The sequence below is a fragment of the Sphingopyxis sp. MWB1 genome, assembly GCF_000763945.1.
GTDB lineage: Bacteria > Pseudomonadota > Alphaproteobacteria > Sphingomonadales > Sphingomonadaceae > Sphingopyxis.
Window position 1 is genome coordinate 2,379,218 of sequence record NZ_JQFJ01000002.1, and the last position, 22,006, is coordinate 2,401,223.

A 22,006-nucleotide genomic window follows, 5' to 3' on the forward strand; every position below is an offset into this window, starting at 1 on the left:
TCAGTCCCCCTTGTTCCGTGCGCTCGCTTTGGTCTTGCGGGCGGGCGGAGCCGCAGGAAGGCGGCTCGCCATCGCGTCGATCTCGGGCAGCGAGGCCAGATAATCGTCGAGCAATTCGATCAATATGGTCTGCGCCGACCGGTTGGTGATTGCGCTGGCAAGGCGCAGGCGCAAATGGCGTTCGGCATCGAGGCGCAGGGTAAAGGCGGCCTTGTCACGGGCGCGTTCGCCTCGTCCACTGCCGCCGCCGCGCGCACCCGATTTTTTCGGCGCGGGCGCTTCGGTCGATTCTACCTTGCGCGCCACTGCCGCAACCCGGTCCTTCAGCGATTTTTGCTGGCGGACGACTTCGGGCGGGTCAGCGGCGAAAATATCGGCGCTGGCGGAGCGCGATGCGCGTTCGGCAAGCGCGTCGACCATCGGCGCAAGGCTCGCTGGCTCTGCTGCGGACGCGGGCGCGGAGGCCTGCGGCGCTTGAGCCTCTGGCACCACTTCCTCGCCGGACGGGTCGAGATTGCTGCCAGCCGACAAATCATCCTGCGCCGCCGCGTCGTGCGGCATCATCGATCCCGGCAGCAAAGGTTTCAGATCGACGCGCGTTGCGTCGTCCGAATGCGCGGGGTCGACATCATAGCCCATGTCATTCCAGCCGAGGTCGTCATAGCCCGTCTGGCCCATCGGCACGGGGCCGCTGCCCAGCGGCTGGCGGCGCATGGCAGGACGTGCGCCGCCCTTGCGTGCCAGAAGACCGGCGCTCAGCGATGCGAGGGGTTTGGGTTCGCCCATTGCTCCACGCTCCCTTACTGGCCCGCGATGCGGCGGCCAAAGCCACCGCCCATCGGGCGGACCGCGCCATATCCGCCCTGCGCGGGCATCGGCGCGGCAAAGATGGTGCGGCGGAAATTCTTCTCCAGCCGGTCGTTCATATAGGACCAGAGCTGGCGGACCTCGTCGGCGGAGCGGCCATTGGGATCGACCTCCATCACCGTGCGCCCGTCGATCATCGAGGCGGCATAGTCGGTGCGGTGGTGCAGCGTGACGGGGGCGACGGTGCCATGCTGCGACAGGGCGACAGCGGCCTCGCTGGTGATTTTCGCCTTGGGGGTGGCGGCGTTGACGACAAAGACCAGCGGCTTGCCCGCGCGTTCGCACAGGTCAACGGTGGCGCCGACGGCGCGCAGGTCGTGCGGGCTGGGGCGTGTCGGCACCACGATCAGTTCGGCGACCGAAATCACGCTCTGGATCGCCATGGTGATGGCGGGGGGCGTGTCGATCACGGCCAGCTTGAAACCCTGCTGGCGCAATATTTCAAGGTCGGACGCAAGGCGCGCCACCGTGGTCTGGGCAAAGGCGGGAAGATCGGTTTCGCGCTCGTTCCACCAGTCGGCAAGCGACCCTTGCGGATCAATGTCGATCAGCACGACGGGACCGGCGCCCGCAAGCTGCGCTTGCACGGCCAGATGGCCTGACAGAGTCGTTTTTCCCGACCCGCCCTTTTGTGAAGCCAAAGCCAAAACCCGCACCTTCGTCCCCCTCGGAAATGCCAATAATCGCGGGGGCAATGACATGGGGGCCGCTAAAATTGCGTTAACGTCGCCGATACCATGGTGAATCGATTGCGGAGGAAGATGGTAAATAAAGGCTTTTCCGGACGCTTTTTATCCCTTGTCCCAATATTGGGCAGTTTATGGGGGTAAAGAATGTTGCTAACGCGCTGTTAGCCATTTGAACCTATCCATGCCCGCGACCCTTGGCCGCGTTTCGCGCGGTCTCGCGCCTTTGGAGAATTACGATGCTGCCTGTCCGCGCTGCTGCGACCCTGGCCTTGCCCTTTCTCGCCGCCACCTTGGCTGTGCCCGCCTATGCCGATGTAAAGGCCGGGGTCGATGCGTGGCAAAAGGGGGATTATCAGGCGGCGGTCGCCGAATGGCGTCCGCTGGCGCTCGCGGGTAATCCCGACGCGCAGTTTAATCTGGGCCAGGCCTATAAGCTGGGACGCGGGGTCGCGACCGATCTGGCGCAGGCGGAAAGCTGGTATCGCCGCGCGGCGAACCAGGGGCATCTGCAGGCGCAGGATAATCTCGGCCTGATCCTTTTCACCGCCAATCGGCGCGAAGAGGCGATGGACTATATCATTCGCTCGGCGGCGCGCGGCGAACCGCGCGCGCAATATGTGCTGGGCACCGCCCATTTTAACGGCGATCTGGCGACAAAGGACTGGCCGCGCGCCTATGCGCTGACCAAACGCGCCAGCGATGCCGGGCTGGAAATGGCCTCGGCGCGGCTGTCGCAGCTTGATCAGCTGATCCCGCTCGAACAGCGGCAGCGCGGCCTCGCCATGCTGCCGCAGATGGAAAAGGATGAGGCGCACGCGCGGCTGGCCGCAGTCAATGCCGCCGCACCGCCGCCGCCCGCGCAGCCCGCCTCACCGATCAAGAGCGCGGCGGTGCCGCCCTCGGCACCGGGCACCAGCTATGCGCCGCCGCCGGTCATCGCTTCCGCCACGCCGTCCAGCCCCGCCGCCGCGCGCGCGGCAGAGGCGGCGAGTGAAGCGGCGCGTGCGGCCGCCGCCGTCACCACCCAGCCCGGCACCAGCTATGCCCCGCCGCCGACCAGCGGCCCGCTGCCACCGGCTTCAACGCCTGCCGCGCCCGCGCAGCCAGTTGTCGCGGCGCGGCCCGCGCCCGCGCCTGCACCCGCGCCCGCACCCGTGCCGACCCCCGCTGCTGCGGGGGACAGCCCGTGGCGCGCGCAGCTTGGCGCCTTTGGCGTCGAGGCCAATGCCCGCAATTTGTGGAAATCGCTGGAAGGCAAATATCCCGCGGTTGCGAGCCGCCAGCCCTATCTGGTCAAGAGCGGCAAGGTCACCCGGCTGCAGGCGGGGGGCTTTGCGAGTAAGGGCGATGCCAACAGCTTTTGTGCCGAGATGCGCCGCGGCGGCCAGGCCTGCCTGGTCGTCGAGCGTTAAGGCCGCATAAGCCTTCCTCCGTCGTCATTGCGAGCCCGGCGCAGCTGGGCGACGCAATCCCCAGCCATCGGCCTGCACTGCCGACAGCAGGAGATGGCTTCGTCTCCCGGACAGGTCCGGGACTCCTCGCCATGACGGTGTAGAAGAAGGAGGGGGCTTATTGCGCCCCTGCGCCCGCTTCGCCCCGTTCCTTCAAGAGCCGCGCCTCCAGCCGCTGCTGGGACTGTTCGGCATAGGTGCGGCAGGCGCCGGGGGCGTCGATATAGCGTTTGTCGGCGCCTGCGGGGTGGGAGGTAATCAAAAGGTCGCACGGAATTGTTTTCATCACGGCAAAGCTGTGGGCAAAGCCTGCAACGATGGGCGCACTTTCCGGGGCGCTATAGCGATAATCATCGCCTGACACGGCGTTGAGGCTGGCAGCGAAAACGATGGTGCGGCAGTTGTCGGCCTCGCAGGCGGGCCAGCTCCAGCTCATGCTCGCCATGGTATGGCCGGGGGTTGCATGGGCGGTGATCCGCGCATCGCCCAGCGCCAGCACTTCGCCATCGCGCATCGCGCGGACCGGTGCGGCGACGCCGGGAAAGCTGTGGTCATAGGAAAGCTGCGGATCGTCGGCGTCGAGCCGCCCGCTTTTCAGCGCCTTCACCCCGCGCGCGCCGGTCAAAACGGTCGCGCCCGTATCGCGCGCGAGCGCCGGGATACCGCCTCCATGATCGAAATGCGGCTCGGTGCTCAGAATAAATTTAATGTCTTTGGGGTCAAATCCCAACTTGCGGACATTCGCCAGCACATCGGGTGCAGACTGCGGCATCGCGCCATCGACGAGTATCAGCCCATCGCCCGTGTCGATCAGCGCGACGCTCAGCCCGCCGAAACCGACCAGATAGCTGTTGCCGAATAATTTTTCAGGCGGAACCGGGGCCAGCCATTGCTCTGTATAGGAAGAAGGGACGGGGCGGGTCAGCGGGTCGTCGGCCTGGTCATGGCCATGCCCCATCGCTGCTGTCATCGCGGCCAGTCCTGCCATCATCATTGTCGCACCGAACATCTGCGCCTCCTTCCTTATCTGTTGTTGCTGCCGCAAAATGCCCGGAGGCAAGGCGCGCGACAAAGCATGATTTCTCGACAAAGCCATGAATTTAATTAATGGACAGACTATATGGATCGCGCTCAACTTCCCCTGAATGCCTTGCGCGCTTTTGAGGCGGCGGCGCGTCATTTGAACTTCACCCGCGCGGGGCTGGAGCTGCATGTCAGCCAGGGGGCGGTCAGCCATCAGGTGGCGCAGCTTGAACAAAGGCTGGGCACCCGCCTTTTCCACCGCCTGCCGCGCGGGCTTGCGCTCACCGATGAAGGCCATGCGCTTGTTCCGGTGCTCGCCGAAATGTTCGACCGCGTTGGGGCGACGCTCGACCGTTATGCCGATGGCCGTTTCCGCGAGGCGCTCAAGGTCGGGGTGGTCGGCACTTTTGCGACCGGCTGGCTGTTGCCGCGCCTCGGCGATTTCGCCCGCGCGCATCCGATGGTCGACCTGCGCCTGTCGACCAACAACAACCGGGTCGATATGGCGGGCGAAGCGCTCGACTATGCCATCCGCTTCGGCGATGGCGCCTGGCATGGCACCCATGCCGAGCCGCTGATGGAGGCGCCGATGGCGCCGCTTGCCGCGCCCATCATCGCGCGGCGGCTCGCCGCCCCCGCTGATCTGGCCGCGCAGCCGCTGCTGCGTTCCTATCGCAGCGATGAATGGGCGCGCTGGTTCGACGCGGCGGGGCTGCCCGCGCCGCTGCTGCGCGGTCCCATGTTTGACAGTTCGGCGCTGATGGCCTCTGCCGCCGCCGCCGGGCTGGGGGTCGCGCTCGCGCCGCCGTCGATGTTCGCCCGCGAACTCGCCGCCGAACAGCTTGTCCAGCCCTTTGCGCTCAGCGTCGATCTTGGCCGCTATTGGCTCACTCGGCTGATCTCGCGACCAGAAAGCGACGCGATGCAGCGTTTTCGCAGCTGGCTTTTGGCGCAATAGCCGGACGGGCTTGGGCTGGCCGCCGCGCCGTGCTAGGCGCGCGCCGATGTTGACGATCAACGACCTGACCGTTCGCCTTGGCGGGCGCACCATCCTCGACCGGGCGAGCGCGAGCCTGCCCGGCAAAAGTCGTACCGGGCTGATCGGGCGCAATGGCGCGGGCAAATCGACCCTGATGAAGGTGATGATCGGTCAATTGGAGGCCGACGAGGGCGGTATTGAAATGCCGCGCAAGACGCGCGTCGGCTATATCGCGCAGGAAGCGCCGAGCGGCAGCGCGACGCCCTTCGAGACGGTGCTCGCCGCCGACACCGAACGCGCCGAGCTGCTCGCCGCGTCCGAAAGCGTCACCGACCCCGACCGGCTGGGCGATATTCACGAGCGACTGATCGCCATCGACGCCTATACCGCGCCCGCACGCGCCGCGCGCATCCTGACCGGCCTGGGTTTCGACGAGGAGATGCAGGGGCGCCCGCTCGACAGTTTTTCGGGCGGGTGGAAGATGCGCGTCGCGCTCGCCGCCTTGCTCTTTTCGAACCCCGACCTGTTGCTGCTCGACGAACCGTCGAACCACCTCGACCTTGAAGCGACGATGTGGCTCGAAAGCTTTTTGCGCGCCTATCCCGGCCAGCTTGTCGTCATCAGCCACGAGCGCGACCTCTTGAACAATGTCGTCGATCATATCCTGCATCTCGAAGGCGGGAAGGTCACGCTTTACCCCGGCGGCTATGACGCGTTCGAGCGCCAGCGCGCCGAACGCGCGGCACAGCTTGCGGCGGCGAAGGCGGCACAGGATGCGCAGCGCGCGAAGCTTCAGGATTATATCGCCCGCAACAGCGCGCGCGCCTCGACCGCGAAGCAGGCGCAGTCGCGCGCCAAGCAGCTTGCGCGGATGCAGCCCATCGCCGCCGTGGCCGAAGACCCCAGCCTGGCATTTGAATTTCCCAGCCCCGGCGATGAATTGCGCCCGCCGCTGATCACGCTCGACCTCGCGAGCGTCGGCTATGCGCCGGGCCAGCCGGTGCTGAGCCGGCTCAACCTGCGGATCGACCCCGACGATCGCATCGCGCTCTTGGGCCGCAATGGCAATGGCAAGACGACGCTCGCGCGGCTGCTGGCGGCGCAGCTTAAGCCTCAGGACGGCGCGATGGCGGCGTCGGGCAAGATGCGCGTCGGTTATTTCACCCAATATCAGGTGGAAGAACTCGACGGCAGCGATACGCCGTTGGGCCATATGACGCGCGTGATGGCGGGCAAGACGCCCGGCGCGGTGCGCGCGCAGCTTGGCCGCTTCGGTTTTTCGGGCAACAAGGCGACGACCGAGGTCGGCAAGCTGTCGGGCGGCGAACGCGCGCGGCTCGCGCTCGCGCTGATCACCCGCGAGGCGCCGCACCTCCTGATCCTAGACGAGCCGACCAACCACCTTGACGTCGATGCGCGCGAGGCGTTGGTGCAGGCGCTCAATGGCTTTGAGGGTGCGGTGATCATCGTCAGCCATGATCGCCATATGCTCGAACTTAGCGCCGACCGGCTCGTGCTCGTCGACAATGGCACCGCGCGCGAGTTCGACGGCAGCATCGACGATTATGTCGCCTATATCCTCGGCAAATCGGACGAAGGGGGCGAGGCCCGATCCTCCGCCTCAAAGCCCAAGGATGCGAAGCTTGCGCGGCAGGAAGCGGCCAAGGCGCGCGAGGCGCAGGCCACGCTCCGCAAGAGAGCCAAGGAGCATGAGGCGCGCGCCGCAAAGCTCGCCGCCCAGATTAGCGCCATCGACCGCGCGATGTTCGACCCCGCCAGCGCCGAGCCGGCGCTTGCGAAGCTGACGATGGGCGACCTTGCGCAGCGGCGCGGCAAGCTGGCGTCCGAACTGGAGAGCGTCGAGGCGGCGTGGATGGGCGCGCTCGAGGCGATCGAGACGGCGGCGGCCTGACCGCCTTCCTCCATTAAATCGTCATTGCGAGCCCCGTAAAGCCGGGCGAGGCAATTCCCAGCGGGCGTCCTTGCAAGGCCGATAGCAGGAGATTGCTTCGTCCCCCGGGCGGGTCCGGGGCTCCTTGCCATGACCAGCGCGCCCGGCGAGACGCCCGAAGGTTCGCGCAGAGAGCGCAGAGAGCGCAGAGATTGGGTTCGCGCGGAGAGGAGAAAGAGGAGGGAGGAGATGTGGGCTTTGCCGCCTTCTTGCCACTGGTTCGGACGCCAGCGTCGAATGGACCCCGGATATAGTCCGGGGTGACGAGGGAGGGGCGACGCGGCTATTCTCTCTGCTCTCTCTGCGGCTCTGCGCGATTCCTTTTCCTCCTCCCGCCCCGATTGACTCACGCGCGCCCTTCCATCATAATAGTTACAAATGAAACCATATGAGGAAATGATGCATGGCTGACCTGTTCGACAATCCCCTGGGCCTCGACGGATTCGAATTCGTCGAATTCTCCGCGCCCGAAAAGGGCATGCTCGAGCCGGTCTTCGAGCGCATGGGCTTTACCCGCATCGCGCGCCACCGGTCGAAGGATGTCGAGCTGTGGCGCCAGGGCGACATCAACCTGATCGCCAATTACGAGCCGAAATCGCCCGCCGCCTATTTTGCCGCCGAGCACGGCCCGTCGGCGTGCGGCATGGGCTGGCGCTGCCGCGATGCCGCCAAGGCCTATGCCGAGGCCATCGAACGCGGCGCCGAGCCGGTCGAGGTCAAGACGGGGCCGATGGAACTCCGCCTTCCAGCGATCCGCGGCATCGGCGGGTCGATCATCTATCTGATCGATCGCTATGGCGACGAGCTGTCGATCTATGACATCGACTTCGTCTACGAAGAGGGCGTTGATCGCCATCCGGTCGGCGCGGGGCTGAAGGTCATCGATCACCTGACGCACAATGTCTATGGCGGACGCATGGCGCATTGGGCCGCCTTTTACGAGCGCATCGCGGGCTTCCGCGAAATCCGCTATTTCGACATCAAGGGCGAATATACGGGCCTCACGTCGAAGGCGATGACCGCCCCCGACGGCAAGATCCGCATCCCCTTGAACGAGGAAGGCGCCGGCGGCGGCGGGCAGATCGAGGAATATCTGCGCGCCTATAATGGCGAGGGCATCCAGCATATCGCCTTTGCCTGCGACGATCTTTACGCCGCGTGGGACAAGCTGAAAGCGCTGGGCAATCCTTTTGCGCCCGCGCCGCCCGAAACCTATTATGAAATGCTCGCCGAGCGCCTGCCCGGCCATGGCGAACCGGTCGAGGAACTGCAGTCGCGCGGCATCCTGCTCGACGGGTCGACGACCGAAGGCGATCCGCGCCTGCTGCTCCAGATTTTCGGGCAGACGGTGATCGGCCCCGTCTTCTTCGAGTTCATCCAGCGCAAGAAGGACGAGGGGTTCGGCGAGGGCAATTTCACCGCGCTGTTCAAGTCGATGGAGCTCGACCAGATTCGCCGCGGCGCGCTCAATGTCGAGGAGCCTGCCGAATGACCAGCCCGATCAAACTCGGCGGCGTCCACCACGCCGCCTATCGCTGCAAGGACGCGAAGGAAACGGTCGAATGGTACAGCCGTATGCTCGGCATGACCTATACGACCGCCTTTGCCGAGGATCATGTGCCGTCGACCGGCGAATATGATCCGTACATGCACGTCTTCCTCGACGCGGGGAATGGCAACATCCTCGCCTTTTTCGAGCTGCCCAATCAGCCCGACATGGGGCGCGATGCCAACACCCCGGCGTGGGTGCAGCATCTGGCGTTCAAGGTCGGCAGCTATGACGAGCTGACCCAGGCGAAGGAGCATCTGGAGGCGAATGGCGTCGAGGTGCTGGGCCCGACGCACCACGGGATTTTCAAGTCGATCTATTTCTTCGACCCCAACGGGCATCGTATCGAGCTGGCGTGCGACATCGGTACCGACGAGCAATATGCCGAACTCCGCCGCGTTGCGCCGCTGATGCTCGAGGAATGGAGCCAGACCAAAAAGGCCCCGCGCCACGCCGACTGGCTGCACGCGGCGGCGAACGAGTAGCAGGAAAGACGGCTTTCCCTCCTATCGTCATCCCGGACTTGATCCGGGATCCACAAGCACGGCGTTGGCGCGAATGGACCCCGGATCAAGTCCGGGGTGGCGAACTATGGGCGCCTATTTCCTCTCCAGCCCCACGCTCTCCCACGTCGCGTTGCTGCACGCGTCCGCGGTCTTCTCGCCGTCGCCTGACAGCAGCCCGATCACCAGAAAACCGCCGATCACCAGCGCGACGAAGGCGGTGGTCACCATCCCCAGATATTTCTCGATAAACGCCTTGATCGGCGCGCCGAACAGGCGGAACAGCAGGCCGACCGCCATGAAGATCATGCCGCGCCCGACGATGCTGGCGCCGATGAAGGTCCAGATATTCATCCCCGCAAAACCCGCCGTCAGCGTCATCAGCTTGAACGGGATCGGCGTCGCGCCCGCGATGATGATCGCCTCCGCGTCATATTCATTGAGGTAACAGACGGCGGTGGGGAATTTGTCGGTCAGGTGCAGCGCGCCCAGCAGCCACAGGCCGATGCTTTCATAGAGGAAATGGCCGATGGCATAGCCGAACAACCCGCCCAGCACCGACCCTGCGGTGCAGATGGCGGCAAAGCGCAGCGCGCGCTTCGGATCGGCGAGGCACATGAGACCCAGCACCGGGTGCGGCGGGATCGGGAAAAAGCTCGATTCGATAAAGGCGATGGCGAACAGCCATGCTTCGGCGTGACGGTGCGTCGCCTTGGCGATCGTCCAGTCATAGAGGCGCTGGAGCAGCGACGACAAAGAGACTTTATTGGTCATGAGGGCCCTTTTTGCCGTCGTTACGGTCCGCCCTCTATGCCGTTGGCGTCGAGCGAAGTCGAGATGCGCTTTGGACGCGCATGCTTCGCGTGTCTCGACTTCGCTCGACACGAACGGAGGGTGTTTTTTAGTGGCGGAAGTGGCGCATCCCGGTGAAGACCATCGCAAGGCCTGCTTCGTTCGCCGCCGCAATCACCTCATCGTCGCGGATCGAGCCGCCCGGCTGGATGACGCAGGTCGCGCCTGCCTCGACCGCCGCCAGCAGGCCATCGGCGAAGGGGAAGAAGGCGTCGCTCGCGACCGCGCTGCCGACGGTGCGCGGGCTTGTCCAGCCATGGCTTTCGGCGGCCTCGCGCGCCTTGGCGGCGGCGATGCGCGCGCTGTCGCGGCGGTTCATCTGGCCCGCGCCAATGCCCGCGGTCGATCCGCCCTTGGCATAGACGATGGCGTTCGACTTCACATGCTTGGCGACCGTCCAGGCGAAGAGCGCGTCGGCAAGTTCCTCGTCGGTCGGCGCGCGGTCGGTCACGATCTTGAGGTCATCGCGCGTGATGCGGCCATTGTCACGGCTCTGCGCGAGCCAGCCCCCGGCGATCGTCTTCATCATCAGCCCGCCGCGCGCCGGGTCGGGCAGTTCGCCGGTCAGGAGCAAGCGGAGGTTCTTTTTCTTCGCGAACACCGCGCGGGCATCGGCATCGGCGTCGGGAGCGCAGACGACTTCGGTGAAGATGGCGCTGATCGCTTCGGCGGTCGGGCCGTCGAGCGGGCGGTTGACCGCGATGATGCCGCCGAATGCCGACACATCGTCGCATTTGAGCGCGGCGTCATAGGCTTCGGTCAGGCTGGCCGCGCTCGCGACGCCGCACGGGTTGGCGTGCTTGACGATGACGCAGGTCGGATCGGCGTCGCGAAATTCGGCGACCAGTTCGAGCGCGGCGTCGGCGTCATTGATATTATTGTAGCTGAGCTCCTTGCCCTGCACCTGTTCAGCCTGTGCGATACCGCGTGCGGCAGGACCGGCGGGGAGGTAGAGCGCCGCCTGCTGGTGCGGATTTTCGCCATAGCGCAGTTCATTGGCGAGCTTTGCGGTCATCGGCAGCGTGTCGGGGAAGAGCTTGCCCTGATCGGCAAAGGCGAACCAGCTCGCGATCATCCCGTCATAGGTGGCGGTGTGGGCAAAGGCGGTCGCGGCGAGGCGCTTGCGGAGCGCAAGGCTGGTCGCGCCGCCGTTTGCGTCCATTTCGGCGATCACCGCAGCATAATCCTCGGGTTCGGTGACGATGCCGACAAAGGCGTGGTTTTTCGCTGCCGAACGCACCATCGCGGGGCCGCCGATGTCGATATTCTCGATAATATCCTCGCGCGGCGCGCCCTTCGCGACCGTCGCGGCAAAGGGGTAGAGGTTGACGACGACGAGGTCGATCGCGCCGATGCCGTGCGCGTCCATCGCCGCGACATGCGCCGTATCATCACGCACCGCCAAAATGCCGCCGTGGACATTGGGGTGCAGCGTCTTGACGCGCCCGTCCATCATTTCGGGAAAGCCAGTGAGGTCGGCGACGTCGCGCACCTCATGCCCCGCATCGCGCAGCGCCTTGGCCGTGCCGCCGGTTGACACCAGCTCGACGCCATGGCGTACCAGCGCGGCGGCCAGATCGGCAAGCCCCGCCTTGTCACTGACGGACAGAAGGGCGCGGCGGACGGGAATGAGATCGGTCATGGGAAGGGCGGCCTTTTGCGTAACGGGAAAGACGCGCGCTCCCTAGGCGGCTATGCCTCTTATCGCAAGCGTTCCGGCGCAAAAGGCCGTGTGCTCCCGCCGGCGCGGGAGCACAGATGCCTTTATGTGTCCGCGCGGACGCTAAAGTCCCAGCGCCGCTGCAATATGGTCCCAGCGCACCAGCTTGAAATTCTGTGCCTTGGGCGCATTGTCGCCATCCTGCGCGATGAACAGTCCATCGGGAAAGGCGCTGCCGAAATTGCCAGCGACCGCCTCGATCCCGTCGGTTTCACTCACCGCGCCCAGCGCGCCCGCCGCGACCGAAAAGCGCCCGACATAATCCATGGCGGGCAGGCGAAAGACGGCGAACGCATTGTCGCCCTGGCTCGATGCGATCAGATAGCGCGCGCCCTTATGGTCGATGGTCGCGAGTCCTTCGACGTCGGCGACCAGCCGCTGATTGTCGACCGGCGCGACCATGGCGGCCTCGATCCCGTTCGGGCCGGGCGTCAGCCGCCAGATGCCCGCATCCTCTTCGCCGACATAAAGTGTGTCGCCGTCAAAGACGCAGCCTTCGCTCTGGGTCGGAATCTTGTGCTCCCATGTGACGGCAAAGCGGGGCGTGCCGTCGGTTGTCAGCGTGCCGACGCGCACCATGCCATCCTTGACGATCAGCGCGGCGGTGATCGGCTCGCCCGGCGCGCTGCGCTTGAGGCACAGGCCATAGGCTTCGCCCGGCCCCGCCGCCGCGCGCCCCAGCGGCGTGATGCCGGGGGCGTGGGGGTCGAGGCGGAAGACCGCCAGATGCGCGTTTGCCCCGTCATTGCGGTCGCTCGCGACGATGACGTCGCCCGCGACATCGACATTGTTGACCAGCCCCGCCTTGGCAAAGGCAACGCCCTTGCCGCTGAGGTCATAGACGTGCAGCCCCGCCTTTTTGTCGGTCGCGACGATCAGCGCGCGCGACGGATTGGCGGGATCGACCCAGATCGCCGGATCGTCGGCGGCATCGGCGCGGCTGGTGCCGACCGGTGCGGTTTCGCCGCTTGCGGTGACCGGAACGGGCGGCAGGCCGGTAAAGACCGGCTCATGCGCCGCACAGCCCGCGAGCGCGAGGCCGAACGCCGCGCCCGCGACAAGATGAAATTTCCGCATCTTCCTCATCCCCCGATCAGAAGTTCGCCGCCACGCCAAATTTGGCGGTCCAGCTATAATCTTCATATTGGAGCAGGCGGCGGCGGCCTTCATATTGCTGATAGGCAAAATAGGGCGCATCGGTGATGTTGATCCATTCGGCAAAAATTCGCACGCCGGGGGTGATGCGATATTTGGCCGACAGATCGAGTTTGAACTGGTCGGCAACGATCCGGTCTTCCTCGGCCTTGCCGCCCAGCTCGTCGAGATATTTGTCGCGATAGGTGCCCGCGACGCGCAGCGAAATCGGCCCCTTTTCATAACCCAGCACCGCGTTCAGCGTATGCTTGGACGAAGCGGGCAGATAGATGCTGCGCGGATCGTCGATATCGCCGTCGGTATACACCGTCCCCTTGGCATCGGTGTAGGTATAGTTGATCTGGGTCAGCAGCCCGTCAAAGGGCGCGGGCAGAAAGTCGAACGACTGGCTATAGCTGAACTCAAAGCCCTTGATCTTGGCCTTCTCGCCATTGATCGCGGTCGTCGCTTCGTCGAGCAGGACCCCATTATAGGTGACGTCCTGTTCGGTCAGGTCGACGATATAATCGCTGATGTCTTTCCAGAAGACCCCCGCCGACACCGCCGCATTGCGCCCGAAATAATATTCGGCCGAGAGGTCGATGTTCCAGGCGCGATAGGGCTTCAGATCGGGGTTGCCGAACTCTCCCTCATTATCCTCGATCACCGCGCGCGGCGCGAGCTTCGACAACTTGGGGCGCACGAGGCTTTTGTAACCGCCCGCGCGCAGTACGACATTGGCGGCCGGCTCATAGCGGATCGTTACGCTCGGCAGCCAGTCGGTGTAGCTGCGGCGGAAGGTCTGCGGGGTGATAATGACATCTTCTTCCTGGATCACCTCGCCCTGATCATCTTCCTCTTCGGGGATGAAGGTCAATATATTGCCGGTGATGATATTCTTGGTGCGCTCCATGCGCACCCCGCCGATGACGCGCAGCACATCGCTGTCCCAGCGGCCGAGCAGATAGGCGGCGGTCACATCCTCATCGACGCTGTAATCTTCCTCGGCCGAGGTTGCCTTGGTGTCGAGCGGATCGAGTTCGAAGCCCGCGATATTATCGCGGAAGAAGGAGCGAAAGCTTTTCTTGCCGGGAACGGGGTCGATGATGGCCAGGTCATAATCCTGCGCGCCGACAAAGCCTTCGAGCGTCAGATCATCCTCAAAGCCATCATAAATGTCGAACTGGCCGTCATAGCTTTTCTTGCGCCAGCGCTGTTTCGCGCCCGCCTGGATGGTGAAATCGCCGCCGGTCATGGCAAAGCTGCGCGCGACATCGGCCTTGATCGCCCATTCCTCATCCTGCGCGCTCGACAGGGCAGTTTCCTCAACCTTGTCGAATTCATATTCGGTGGGATCGAGGAAGACTTCGCTGCCTGCGGTGATGGCATAGGGGATGATCTTGTCGCGGCGATAATCGAAATCGACGCCGAAATCCTCGCCTTCAAATTTGCGTTCGAAGACGACGGGGTCGATCGAACCTTTTTCGCGCTCGCTCGCTTTGGCCCAGCTTCCCGAATATTTCAGATTCCAGGGGCCGCTTTCGGTCTCGCCGCCCAGGGTCAGGCTGCGGATGCGCTGGCGTTCGAACCGATCCTTCAGGTCGCGCTGAACGGCAATTTCGCCATCCTGCGCGTCAAAGCTGACGCCATCGGCATCGCCGTCGCTCGGCACTTCGTCCATTTCAAAAATCAGGCGGCGGCGAAATTCCTGATCGTCAAACTGGCTGTACAGGCCGCGCGCATAAAGGGTCGTGCTGTCCCCAACACGAAAGTCAAAGGAAAGCGAGGCGCTGATCCGCTCGCGCTCGACGTCATAGTCGCGATATTCAACGGCATCGGCATAGACGAGGCCATCTTCCTCGCCCCAGCCATCGACTTCCTGATTATTGGTTGCGAATTTCCGCTTATAATAGCTAAGGCCGCCGGCGACGCCGATATTGTCGCTGAGTTTCGTCGAAAAGTCGAAGCTGCCCTTGGGCGACAGGCTGTTGGTCAGGTCATTATAGCTGCCCTCGGCCTTGACGACGAGCAGGTCTTTCTTGCGGTCAAAGGCGCTGGTGGTGTTGATCTCGATCGACGCGCCGATGGTATCGCCGTCCATGTCGGGGGTCAGCGATTTCTTCACTTCGATCGATTCGATGATGTCGCTCGAAATCACGTCGAGCGCGACCGAGCGCACATCGCTTTCGGGCGCGGGCAGGCGCACGCCATTGACCGAGGCGGCGTTGAGTTCGGGGTCGAGCCCGCGCACCGAGACGAAGCGGCCCTCGCCCTGATCGTCGAGGATGTTCAGGCCGGGCAGGCGGCGCAGCGATTCGGCGACATTCTGGTCGGGGAACTGACCGATGCCATCGCGGGTCAGCACGCTTTCGACGCCATCGGCGGCGCGCTGGCGCGACAGGCTGCTCGACAGGTTTGCCGACTGGCCGACGACCAGGATCGACCCGTCGGTGCCCATGACGATATTGGCGGTAACAACACCATCGGCGGGCACGTCGAGCTTGCGCGTGACCGGCGCCGCGCCGACATAGCGCGCCTCCAGCGTATAGCTGCCGGCCGGCACATCGTTGAAGCGAAACCGGCCATCGCGGCCCGCCTCGGCCTCGCGGTTCAGCTCAACGATGCGAAGCTGCGCGCTCTGCAAGGCGCGCGTGTCGCTTGCGTCGGTGACCGTGCCGACGACTTCGGACGCCAGCGCCGCACCCGGCGCGATCAGCGCCAGCGATGCGGCGGTGCCAAGCAGGATGCGCGAGCGTTTTGCGAAAAGCGATGTCATGAAATTCCCCCAGCTGGAAAGCAGCGGCCCGACCGGGTCCGCCGAGTCGAGGGGGCATTGGCAGCGCCAAATGACCGCTGCGTTACACCGGTGTCACATGATCGTCATGAAAGGCGCATGGTCAGGGGAGGGGGAAAGGGGGGGAGGCGACTTCGGTTCCGCACCCGCCAGTGCCTGCTGCTTCCCGCCCGGCCCAGCGCATATGGTCCCTTACACCATCGTCACCCCGGACTTGATCCGGGGTCCAGCTGATGTCGTGCGAGGGCGAGGTGAGAATGGATCCCGGATCAAGTCCGGGATGACGAGGGAGCGAACAGGGTCGGCTTCCGCCTGCTGCCTAGCCGATATGTTTGAAAATCCAGCCGATGCTCGCCCCGCCAGCGGGGGCGCTGGCGCTCACCACCAGTTGCTGGGTCGGGTGCGGGCGGCCTTCGCCATCGACCCACAGGCTTTCCTCTATGTCGAGCGTGCCGTCGGACGTGCGGAATTGCCACAGTGGTCCGCCCTCGATCCGCAGCAACGCGCCCAGCTTGTCGGCGGTCAGGCTGGGCGAGACATTGCGCCCGAGATGAAAGCGCAAGGTGAAATGCTTGTCGCCCTTGCGGCGGCTGCGGGGCGCGGGCAGCAGCATATCCTCGCCGCGCAATTCGCGGCCATTGGGCGAGAGGATCAGCAGGCGGCGGTGGATCAGCCCGTGGCGCCGCGCATAGCCGTCATGGCTCATCTCCAGCCGGCTGCCCTGCGGCGTCTCGCGCCGGTCGAGTTCCACCTCGGTCACCCCTTTGCCCAGCGCGCCGCTGGGCAGGATGGCGGTCGAATTGCTATCGGCGAGCGTCAGCGTCGAATGCGCCGCCGTGGTCCGCAGCCCGCGCGCAAGCTCCGCCGGGATGGTCGCGCCGGTCAGCGCCGCGCCGCCGCAATTGACGATCAGCCGCTCCGGCCCGTCGGACAGTTCAAAGGCGAGGGTGGAGGCGCATCCCGCCTCGGTCACCCGTGCGATCGGCGGCGGCGCCGCATCGGCGAGCAGCACCACCTTGGCAGCGACCAGCCGCTGATAGCCCCAGTCGCGCGCCTGTTTCAGCGGGCGCGTGCGAATGCCGCTCGCGGTGATCACCGCCTCGATATGCGCCGCGGGGGTCGCGCCGCTGCCCTGCCAATTGCCCATGCCGCCGTCCGAATGGAGAAGGCCGAGCAGCGCAGGCACCGCGCGCGCCAGCACCTCCTGCAAAAAGGCGGGAATCTCCATGCGCCGCATGTCATAGATGCGCGCGAGCATCGCCAGCGCCATCACGGCATCAAGCTGAGCCTGCGGCGAACGGGCGATATTGCCGCCATCGGCGTAAAAGCTGGTTTCAATGACCTTGCGCAGCCCCGCCTCACCGAACACCTGCCGCGGCTCGCCGCCGGGCATGAGGAGCGAGGCCGCGACAATGCCGACCCAGACGACAAGCTGACCGGTGCCGGGGCGCGTCTTGTCGGCGGCGCGGTCGAGATGGCGGGCCGCGCGCGCCAGATGGTTGAGCACGGCGGAGCGATAGACAAGATCGCTCGACGACAGGATCAGCGGCGCGTGAAACGCCCAGAAAAGAATGCGCCAGCCGCTGTTTTCGGCGTCCCACGCAGGCTCGCTCACCGCTTCGCCATGCGCGGCGAGCCAGCGGCGTACCATCGCCTCGGCAATCGGAGCGCCATCGGCGCGCGTCGCAGCGGTCGACAGGTCGCGCAGCCAGGCGAAGCTGTGCAGATAATCGGCAAAGGCCGGCGCAACCTTCAGCGTCGCAAAATCCAGCTCGGCAAGCGGCAGCTTCAACCCGCGGTGAAGGAAATGGCCTGCGCGGATTGCGGTGCCCGCGCGCATGTCGCCCGGAATGGGATCGTCAGGCACGCCGAGCAGTTTCAGGGGAAACCGCCCTTTCAGATGAAAGGCGTGGAGCGGCGTGCGCCAGGTCAACCGGGTAATATGATTGGCGATGCGTTCGCCCAGCGACAGGCCCTTTTCGGCGGGAAGGCGGATCAGCCTTTTGCCCGGCTCGATGCTGTCCTCGACCTGCGGGGCATCATCCCCCGTGGTCGGAAACGGATCAACGGGAGCAGCGGTCAACGGTCTCCCCTTCATCGATCAGGCGCCGCGCAGCCGCCGGATATTGTCGGCATAGGCGTCCGGCCCGCCCTTGAAAGTGGCGGTTCCGGCGACCAGCACGTCGGCGCCCGCCGCTATCGCCTGCGGCGCGGTATTGGCGTCGATGCCCCCATCGACCTCCAGCCTTATGTCGCGGCCCGATTTGTCGATCATCTTGCGCACCGCCTCAATCTTGCGAAGCTGGCTTGCAATAAAGCTCTGCCCGCCAAAGCCGGGGTTGACGCTCATCACCAGCACCAGGTCGATCTCGTCGATCAGATAATCGAGCATCTTCGCCGGCGTCGCGGGATTGAGCGACACGCCCGCCTGCTTGCCCAGCGATTTGATATGCTGGATGCTGCGGTGGACATGCGGTCCCGCTTCGGGGTGGACGGTGATGATATCGGCCCCCGCCTCGGCAAAGGCGTCGAGAAAGCCGTCGACCGGCGAAATCATCAGATGCACGTCAAAGGGCAATTTGCTGTGCGGGCGCAGCGCCTTCACCACCGCCGGGCCGATCGTCAGATTGGGGACGAAATGGCCGTCCATCACGTCGATATGCACCCAGTCGGCGCCCGCTTCCTCAATCGCGCGCACCTCTTCGCCCAAGCGGGCAAAATCGGCGCTGAGGATGGACGGGGCAATGCGGACGGCGGGATTTGGGGCGCTCATGGCTTTCGGCCTTAACCATCCTATCGGTGCGGGGCAAGCGGGGTCAGCATCCCGGGGGGACTGGCGTACAATATTTCGTCATTCCTCCTTGGGCGGGCGGCCACGCCGGGGAGGGCGGGGGGGCTCCACCTTCACCCCGCGCCGGGCGAGCGCTTCGCGAAGCAGCACCTCAATCTCGGCATTGGCGCTGCGCAATTCACCCGCCGCCAACCGCTCAATTGCCGCATAAAGGGCAGGGTCAAGACGAAGGGCAAAGGCTTTTTTACCGGGCGGAGACATGGGCTAACCTTAATCCCCCTTCCCGTCGGCGCCTGGCTCGACAGGAAGGGAGGACAGTATCAATAAAGCGAACCGGCGTTGACCACCGGATGCGTGTCGCGTTCGCTGCACAGCACGACCATCAGGTTCGACACCATCGCCGCGCGGCGCTCGTCGTCGAGATGGACGACACCCTTGGCGCTCAATTGTTCGAGCGCCATTTCGACCATGCCGACCGCACCCTCGACAAGCTTGCGGCGCGCGCTGATGACGGCTTCGGCCTGCTGGCGGCGGAGCATCGCGCCGGCGATTTCCTGGGCATAGGCAAGGTGCGTGAGCCCGCATTCGTCGACGGTGATTCCCGCGACGCTCAGCCGTTCGATCAGCGCCTTGCGCAGTTCGCCGCCGACCTCCTCGTGATTGCCGCGCAGGGTGATTTCCTCATGCTCGATATCGTCATAGGGATAGCGCGAGCCGATCGAGCGCACCGCCGCCTCGATCTGGGCGATCACGAACTCCTTGTAATCGTCGACATCGAACAGCGCCTGCGCGGTGTCGGTGACGCGCCAGACGACCTGCGCCGCCATTTCGATGGGGTTGCCGCGCAGGTCGTTGACCTTGATCTTTTCCGAAATGATGTTGTTCGCCCGCACCGCGATCTTCTTGCGCGTCAGCCACGGGAGAACCCAGCGCAGCCCCGGCGTGCGGTCGGTGCCCTTGTAGCTGCCGAACAGCTGGATCGCCGCGGCCTCATTGGGGTTGATGAGGTAAAAGCCGGAAAGGATCAGCGTGCCGACCACTGCAGCCACGACGACAAGAATCCATTTCCACGCGGCCATCACCTCGGCATTGGCGTTGGTGATGCCCGCCCATAGCGCGACAGCCAGCAGCACCAAAAACAGGAACAGCATTGTATAGCCGCTCGCGGTGGCGGCACGCACCTCGCGGGTGGGGTTGAGACCCGCCGCTCCACTCGAATCACTCATCACATTCTCCGATATAAATGTGATATCATATTTATATCGAATGTGGCGGCGGTCAAGCGGAATCGAAGAGACGGGCTTTTCTTGATTCGCCATCCCGGATCAAGTTCGGGATGACGTCGAGGCGGAACCCTAACGCCGATCTTCGGGCGCGCTGCGCACGCGTCCAAAACAAAGGGGGCCGAAGCCCCCTTTGCCTTGTTCATCGTCGATCAGCCGATTATTCGCCCGTCGGAAAGCCGCGCTTTTCGAGCAGCGCCTTCACATCGGGGTCGCGGCCGCGGAAGGCGCGATAGGCCTCGGCGCGGTCGGTTTCATTGCCGGTCATCAACAGGATGGTGCGGAATTTGTCGGCGACATTGCGGTCCCAGGGGCCACCCGCTTCCATAAAGGCCGCCCAGGTGTCGGCGTCCATCGTTTCGGACCAGAGATAGCTGTAATAGCCCGCCGAATAGGCGTCGCTGGAGAAGAGATGGCCGAACTGGGGCAGGCGGTGGCGCATGACGATTTCCTTCGGCATGCCGATTTCCGCCAGCGTCTCGCGCTCGAACTTGTCGACATCGGTCGGCGGCACCTTGCGATTGTGCAGCTTCATATCGACGATGGCGCTGCCCAGATATTCGACCGTTTCAAAACCCTGGTTGAACTTGCCCGAAGCGAGGATCTTGTCGACCAGCGCCTGCGGGATGGGTTCGCCCGTTTCATAATGCGTCGCAAATTGCGACAGCACTTCGGGCGTCATCAGCCAATTTTCATTCACCTGGCTTGGATATTCGACAAAGTCGCGCGGCACCCCGGCGAGCGCGGGATAATAGACCTGCTGCAACAGATAATGAATGCCATGGCCGAATTCGTGGAACAGGGTCGAGGCATCGTCGATGCTGATCAGCGTCGGCTGGCCCGGCGCGGCTTCGGTGAAATTATTATTGTTCGACGCCAGCACATTGCGTTCGCCGCCCAGCGTCTGCTGGCTGCGATAGGTGGTCATCCACGCGCCCGAACGTTTGCCGTCGCGCGCGAAATTGTCGAGGTAAAAGACGCCGACATTCTCGCCGGACTTGAGATCATAGACCTCGAACGTCCGCACCTTGGGGTCGAATACGGGGATTTGCCCGGTATTTTCGCGGAAGCCCAGGTCGTAAAGCTGTCCGGCGGCCCAGAACATGCCATCGACCAGCTTGTCGAGCTGGAAATAGGGCTTCACCTCGCTTTCATCGAGGTCATATTTCGCCTTGCGGACCTTTTCCGCATAATAGCGATAATCCCAGGGTTCGATGGTGATCTTCGGACCCTTGCCGGCCTTGGCTTCGGCGTCGGCAATCGCCTGCATGTCGGCGACTTCTTCCTTCACCCGGGCGACAGCACCCGGCCACACCTTCATCATCAGGTTCATGGCATTTTCGGGCGTCTTGGCCATGGTGTCGGCCATGCGATAATGGGCGTGGGTCGGGAAGCCCAGCAGCTGGGCGCGCTGTTGGCGCAGCTTCAGAATATCGGCAATCACCTGATTGGTGTCGTTGGCATCGCCATTGTCCCCGCGATTGACGAAGGCGCGCCAGACTTTTTCGCGCAAAGCGCGGTCATGGGCGCCCTGCAGTACCGGCTGCGCCGACGAGCGGGTGTTCTTGATCGCCCATTGGCCCGGCTTGCCCTGCGCCTCGGCGGCGGCGGCGAGCGAGGCGATAAAGCCCGGCTCCAGCCCGGCAAGCTGCTTTTCGTCGGTGACGAAGGTATAAAGCTTCTCGTCGGCGAGCAGCTTCGACGAAAAGCTGGAAAACAGCGCTTCCAGCTCGGCATTCATCGCCACCAGCTTCGCCTTGTCGGCCTGCGACAAATTGGCGCCATCGCGCACCATTTCGTCATAGGCGCGCTCAACGATGCGGATCTGCTGCGCGTTGAGGCCGCTTTCGTGCCGCTTGTCATATACCGCCTTGTACCGGGCGAACAGCTTGGGGTTCAGGAACAGCTCGGTGAAGAAGGTCGAAAGCTTCGGGCTCCATTCGGCGTCGATTTCCTGAACGCGCGGGCTCGACTTGTTCGACGTCTGCACACCCCACAGCGCATAGACGCGCTCCATCATATCGCCCGCCAGCATCATCGGGATATGGGTGTTTTCAAAGGTCGGCGCTTCGGGATTGTCGATCACCGCCTGCACCTCGGCGCGGGTCGCGGCCATCGCCTTTTCAAAGGCGTCGGGGAACAGTTCGGGGTCCAGCTTGTCCCACGGCGGCACCCCTTCATAGGGACCGGTCCATTCGGCGGTCAGCGGATTGGCATCGGCGGGCGCGGATGCGGCAGGTTCGGCGGCGGTGGCGGTCATGGACCCATAACCCACGAACAACGCGGCGGATGCAAGCAGCATCGCCAGACGGCGGGCCGATTTGGGCGAGGAAAGGCGGGGCGCGATGCGCGGCATGTCTGGATTCTCCCGGTGGTCAGGTTTCGGATGAAACCATTATCGGAAGGCGTCTTAACCCGAC

Annotated in this window: 17 protein-coding genes; 5 read left to right on the forward strand and 12 right to left on the reverse strand. The window is 64.4% G+C overall.

The features are described from left to right. Together JV18_RS0111900 and JV18_RS0111905 are read right to left on the reverse strand one after the other, a co-directional pair. Entirely contained in the window at window positions 1–786 is a 786-nt protein-coding gene (locus tag JV18_RS0111900; RefSeq protein WP_033074661.1) for a hypothetical protein, read from the reverse strand. 14 nt (window positions 787–800) lie between these two features. Beyond that, window positions 801–1,523: a ParA family protein gene (locus JV18_RS0111905; RefSeq protein ID WP_033074662.1), complete on the reverse strand. Its 723-nt coding sequence runs from the start codon at window positions 1,521–1,523 to the stop codon at window positions 801–803. Window positions 1,524–1,792: 269 nt separating this feature from the next. Here JV18_RS0111905 and JV18_RS0111910 point away from each other — a divergent pair, with 269 nt between their 5' ends. Then, window positions 1,793–2,968 (forward strand): SPOR domain-containing protein, encoded by a 1,176-nt coding sequence (locus tag JV18_RS0111910; RefSeq protein WP_052071963.1) that lies wholly within the window; start codon window positions 1,793–1,795, stop codon window positions 2,966–2,968. Window positions 2,969–3,125: 157 nt separating this feature from the next. Here the strand turns inward: JV18_RS0111910 and bla are convergent, their stop codons facing one another. After that, window positions 3,126–4,016 carry a subclass B3 metallo-beta-lactamase gene (gene bla / locus JV18_RS0111915; RefSeq protein WP_033074663.1) on the reverse strand — a complete coding sequence of 297 codons (891 nt, stop codon included), beginning with the start codon at window positions 4,014–4,016 and terminating at the stop codon, window positions 3,126–3,128. A gap of 111 nt (window positions 4,017–4,127) precedes the next feature. Between bla and JV18_RS0111920 the strand changes: the two genes are divergently transcribed. From JV18_RS0111920 to JV18_RS0111935, 4 genes are all read left to right on the forward strand, one after another. After that, window positions 4,128–4,988, forward strand: coding sequence for a LysR family transcriptional regulator (locus JV18_RS0111920; protein WP_033074664.1), 861 nt, complete (start codon window positions 4,128–4,130; stop codon window positions 4,986–4,988). 46 nt (window positions 4,989–5,034) lie between these two features. Next, entirely contained in the window at window positions 5,035–6,921 is a 1,887-nt protein-coding gene (locus tag JV18_RS0111925) for an ABC-F family ATP-binding cassette domain-containing protein (RefSeq protein WP_033074665.1), read from the forward strand. 442 nt (window positions 6,922–7,363) lie between these two features. Continuing rightward, the gene (gene hppD, locus JV18_RS0111930) at window positions 7,364–8,452 is read left to right on the forward strand and encodes a 4-hydroxyphenylpyruvate dioxygenase (RefSeq protein WP_033074666.1); all 1,089 of its coding nucleotides are present in this window, start codon (window positions 7,364–7,366) and stop codon (window positions 8,450–8,452) included. Then, the gene (locus tag JV18_RS0111935) at window positions 8,449–8,994 is read left to right on the forward strand and encodes a VOC family protein (RefSeq protein WP_033074667.1); all 546 of its coding nucleotides are present in this window, start codon (window positions 8,449–8,451) and stop codon (window positions 8,992–8,994) included. The genes hppD and JV18_RS0111935 overlap by 4 nt, the downstream gene beginning before the upstream one ends. 114 nt (window positions 8,995–9,108) lie before the next feature. Here the strand turns inward: JV18_RS0111935 and JV18_RS0111940 are convergent, their stop codons facing one another. From JV18_RS0111940 to JV18_RS0111980, 9 genes are all read right to left on the reverse strand, one after another. Further along, entirely contained in the window at window positions 9,109–9,759 is a 651-nt protein-coding gene (locus JV18_RS0111940; RefSeq protein WP_033075311.1) for a YqaA family protein, read from the reverse strand. Between the two features lie 154 nt (window positions 9,760–9,913). Continuing rightward, window positions 9,914–11,506 carry a bifunctional phosphoribosylaminoimidazolecarboxamide formyltransferase/IMP cyclohydrolase gene (purH, locus tag JV18_RS0111945; protein ID WP_033074668.1) on the reverse strand — a complete coding sequence of 531 codons (1,593 nt, stop codon included), beginning with the start codon at window positions 11,504–11,506 and terminating at the stop codon, window positions 9,914–9,916. Between the two features lie 141 nt (window positions 11,507–11,647). Continuing rightward, on the reverse strand, window positions 11,648–12,661 hold the full coding sequence (locus tag JV18_RS0111950; RefSeq protein ID WP_033075312.1) for a phytase: 1,014 nt from the start codon (window positions 12,659–12,661) through the stop codon (window positions 11,648–11,650). Window positions 12,662–12,677: 16 nt separating this feature from the next. Continuing rightward, window positions 12,678–15,494 carry a TonB-dependent receptor gene (locus tag JV18_RS0111955; RefSeq protein ID WP_033074669.1) on the reverse strand — a complete coding sequence of 939 codons (2,817 nt, stop codon included), beginning with the start codon at window positions 15,492–15,494 and terminating at the stop codon, window positions 12,678–12,680. Between the two features lie 337 nt (window positions 15,495–15,831). Beyond that, window positions 15,832–17,610, reverse strand: a complete 1,779-nt coding sequence (locus JV18_RS0111960; protein ID WP_081944779.1) for a heparinase II/III family protein — start codon at window positions 17,608–17,610, stop codon at window positions 15,832–15,834. A 3-nt stretch (window positions 17,611–17,613) separates the two neighbouring features. Further along, complete coding sequence (rpe, locus tag JV18_RS0111965; RefSeq protein WP_033074670.1) at window positions 17,614–18,285, reverse strand: ribulose-phosphate 3-epimerase; 672 nt, start codon at window positions 18,283–18,285, stop codon at window positions 17,614–17,616. Between the two features lie 78 nt (window positions 18,286–18,363). After that, the gene (locus JV18_RS0111970; protein ID WP_033074671.1) at window positions 18,364–18,564 is read right to left on the reverse strand and encodes a hypothetical protein; all 201 of its coding nucleotides are present in this window, start codon (window positions 18,562–18,564) and stop codon (window positions 18,364–18,366) included. Between the two features lie 59 nt (window positions 18,565–18,623). Then, window positions 18,624–19,529, reverse strand: a complete 906-nt coding sequence (locus JV18_RS0111975; RefSeq protein WP_033075314.1) for an SPFH domain-containing protein — start codon at window positions 19,527–19,529, stop codon at window positions 18,624–18,626. 217 nt (window positions 19,530–19,746) lie between these two features. Further along, window positions 19,747–21,942, reverse strand: a complete 2,196-nt coding sequence (locus JV18_RS0111980; RefSeq protein WP_033074672.1) for a M3 family metallopeptidase — start codon at window positions 21,940–21,942, stop codon at window positions 19,747–19,749. Window positions 21,943–22,006 lie beyond the last annotated feature (64 nt).

What these genes read in the sequence shown, in the direction of transcription:
- JV18_RS0111925 (WP_033074665.1), top strand. Translation starts at nt 5,035, where the DNA reads ATGTTGACGATCAACGACCTGACCGTTCGCCTTGGCGGGCGCACCATC.
- JV18_RS0111900 (WP_033074661.1), bottom strand. Translation starts at nt 786, where the DNA reads ATGGGCGAACCCAAACCCCTCGCATCGCTGAGCGCCGGTCTTCTGGCA.
- JV18_RS0111970 (WP_033074671.1), bottom strand. Translation starts at nt 18,564, where the DNA reads ATGTCTCCGCCCGGTAAAAAAGCCTTTGCCCTTCGTCTTGACCCTGCC.
- JV18_RS0111920 (WP_033074664.1), top strand. Translation starts at nt 4,128, where the DNA reads ATGGATCGCGCTCAACTTCCCCTGAATGCCTTGCGCGCTTTTGAGGCG.
- purH (WP_033074668.1), bottom strand. Translation starts at nt 11,506, where the DNA reads ATGACCGATCTCATTCCCGTCCGCCGCGCCCTTCTGTCCGTCAGTGAC.
- JV18_RS0111975 (WP_033075314.1), bottom strand. Translation starts at nt 19,529, where the DNA reads ATGAGTGATTCGAGTGGAGCGGCGGGTCTCAACCCCACCCGCGAGGTG.
- bla (WP_033074663.1), bottom strand. Translation starts at nt 4,016, where the DNA reads ATGTTCGGTGCGACAATGATGATGGCAGGACTGGCCGCGATGACAGCA.
- rpe (WP_033074670.1), bottom strand. Translation starts at nt 18,285, where the DNA reads ATGAGCGCCCCAAATCCCGCCGTCCGCATTGCCCCGTCCATCCTCAGC.
- hppD (WP_033074666.1), top strand. Translation starts at nt 7,364, where the DNA reads ATGGCTGACCTGTTCGACAATCCCCTGGGCCTCGACGGATTCGAATTC.
- JV18_RS0111950 (WP_033075312.1), bottom strand. Translation starts at nt 12,661, where the DNA reads ATGCGGAAATTTCATCTTGTCGCGGGCGCGGCGTTCGGCCTCGCGCTC.
- JV18_RS0111960 (WP_081944779.1), bottom strand. Translation starts at nt 17,610, where the DNA reads ATGAAGGGGAGACCGTTGACCGCTGCTCCCGTTGATCCGTTTCCGACC.
- JV18_RS0111935 (WP_033074667.1), top strand. Translation starts at nt 8,449, where the DNA reads ATGACCAGCCCGATCAAACTCGGCGGCGTCCACCACGCCGCCTATCGC.
- JV18_RS0111955 (WP_033074669.1), bottom strand. Translation starts at nt 15,494, where the DNA reads ATGACATCGCTTTTCGCAAAACGCTCGCGCATCCTGCTTGGCACCGCC.
- JV18_RS0111980 (WP_033074672.1), bottom strand. Translation starts at nt 21,942, where the DNA reads ATGCCGCGCATCGCGCCCCGCCTTTCCTCGCCCAAATCGGCCCGCCGT.
- JV18_RS0111910 (WP_052071963.1), top strand. Translation starts at nt 1,793, where the DNA reads ATGCTGCCTGTCCGCGCTGCTGCGACCCTGGCCTTGCCCTTTCTCGCC.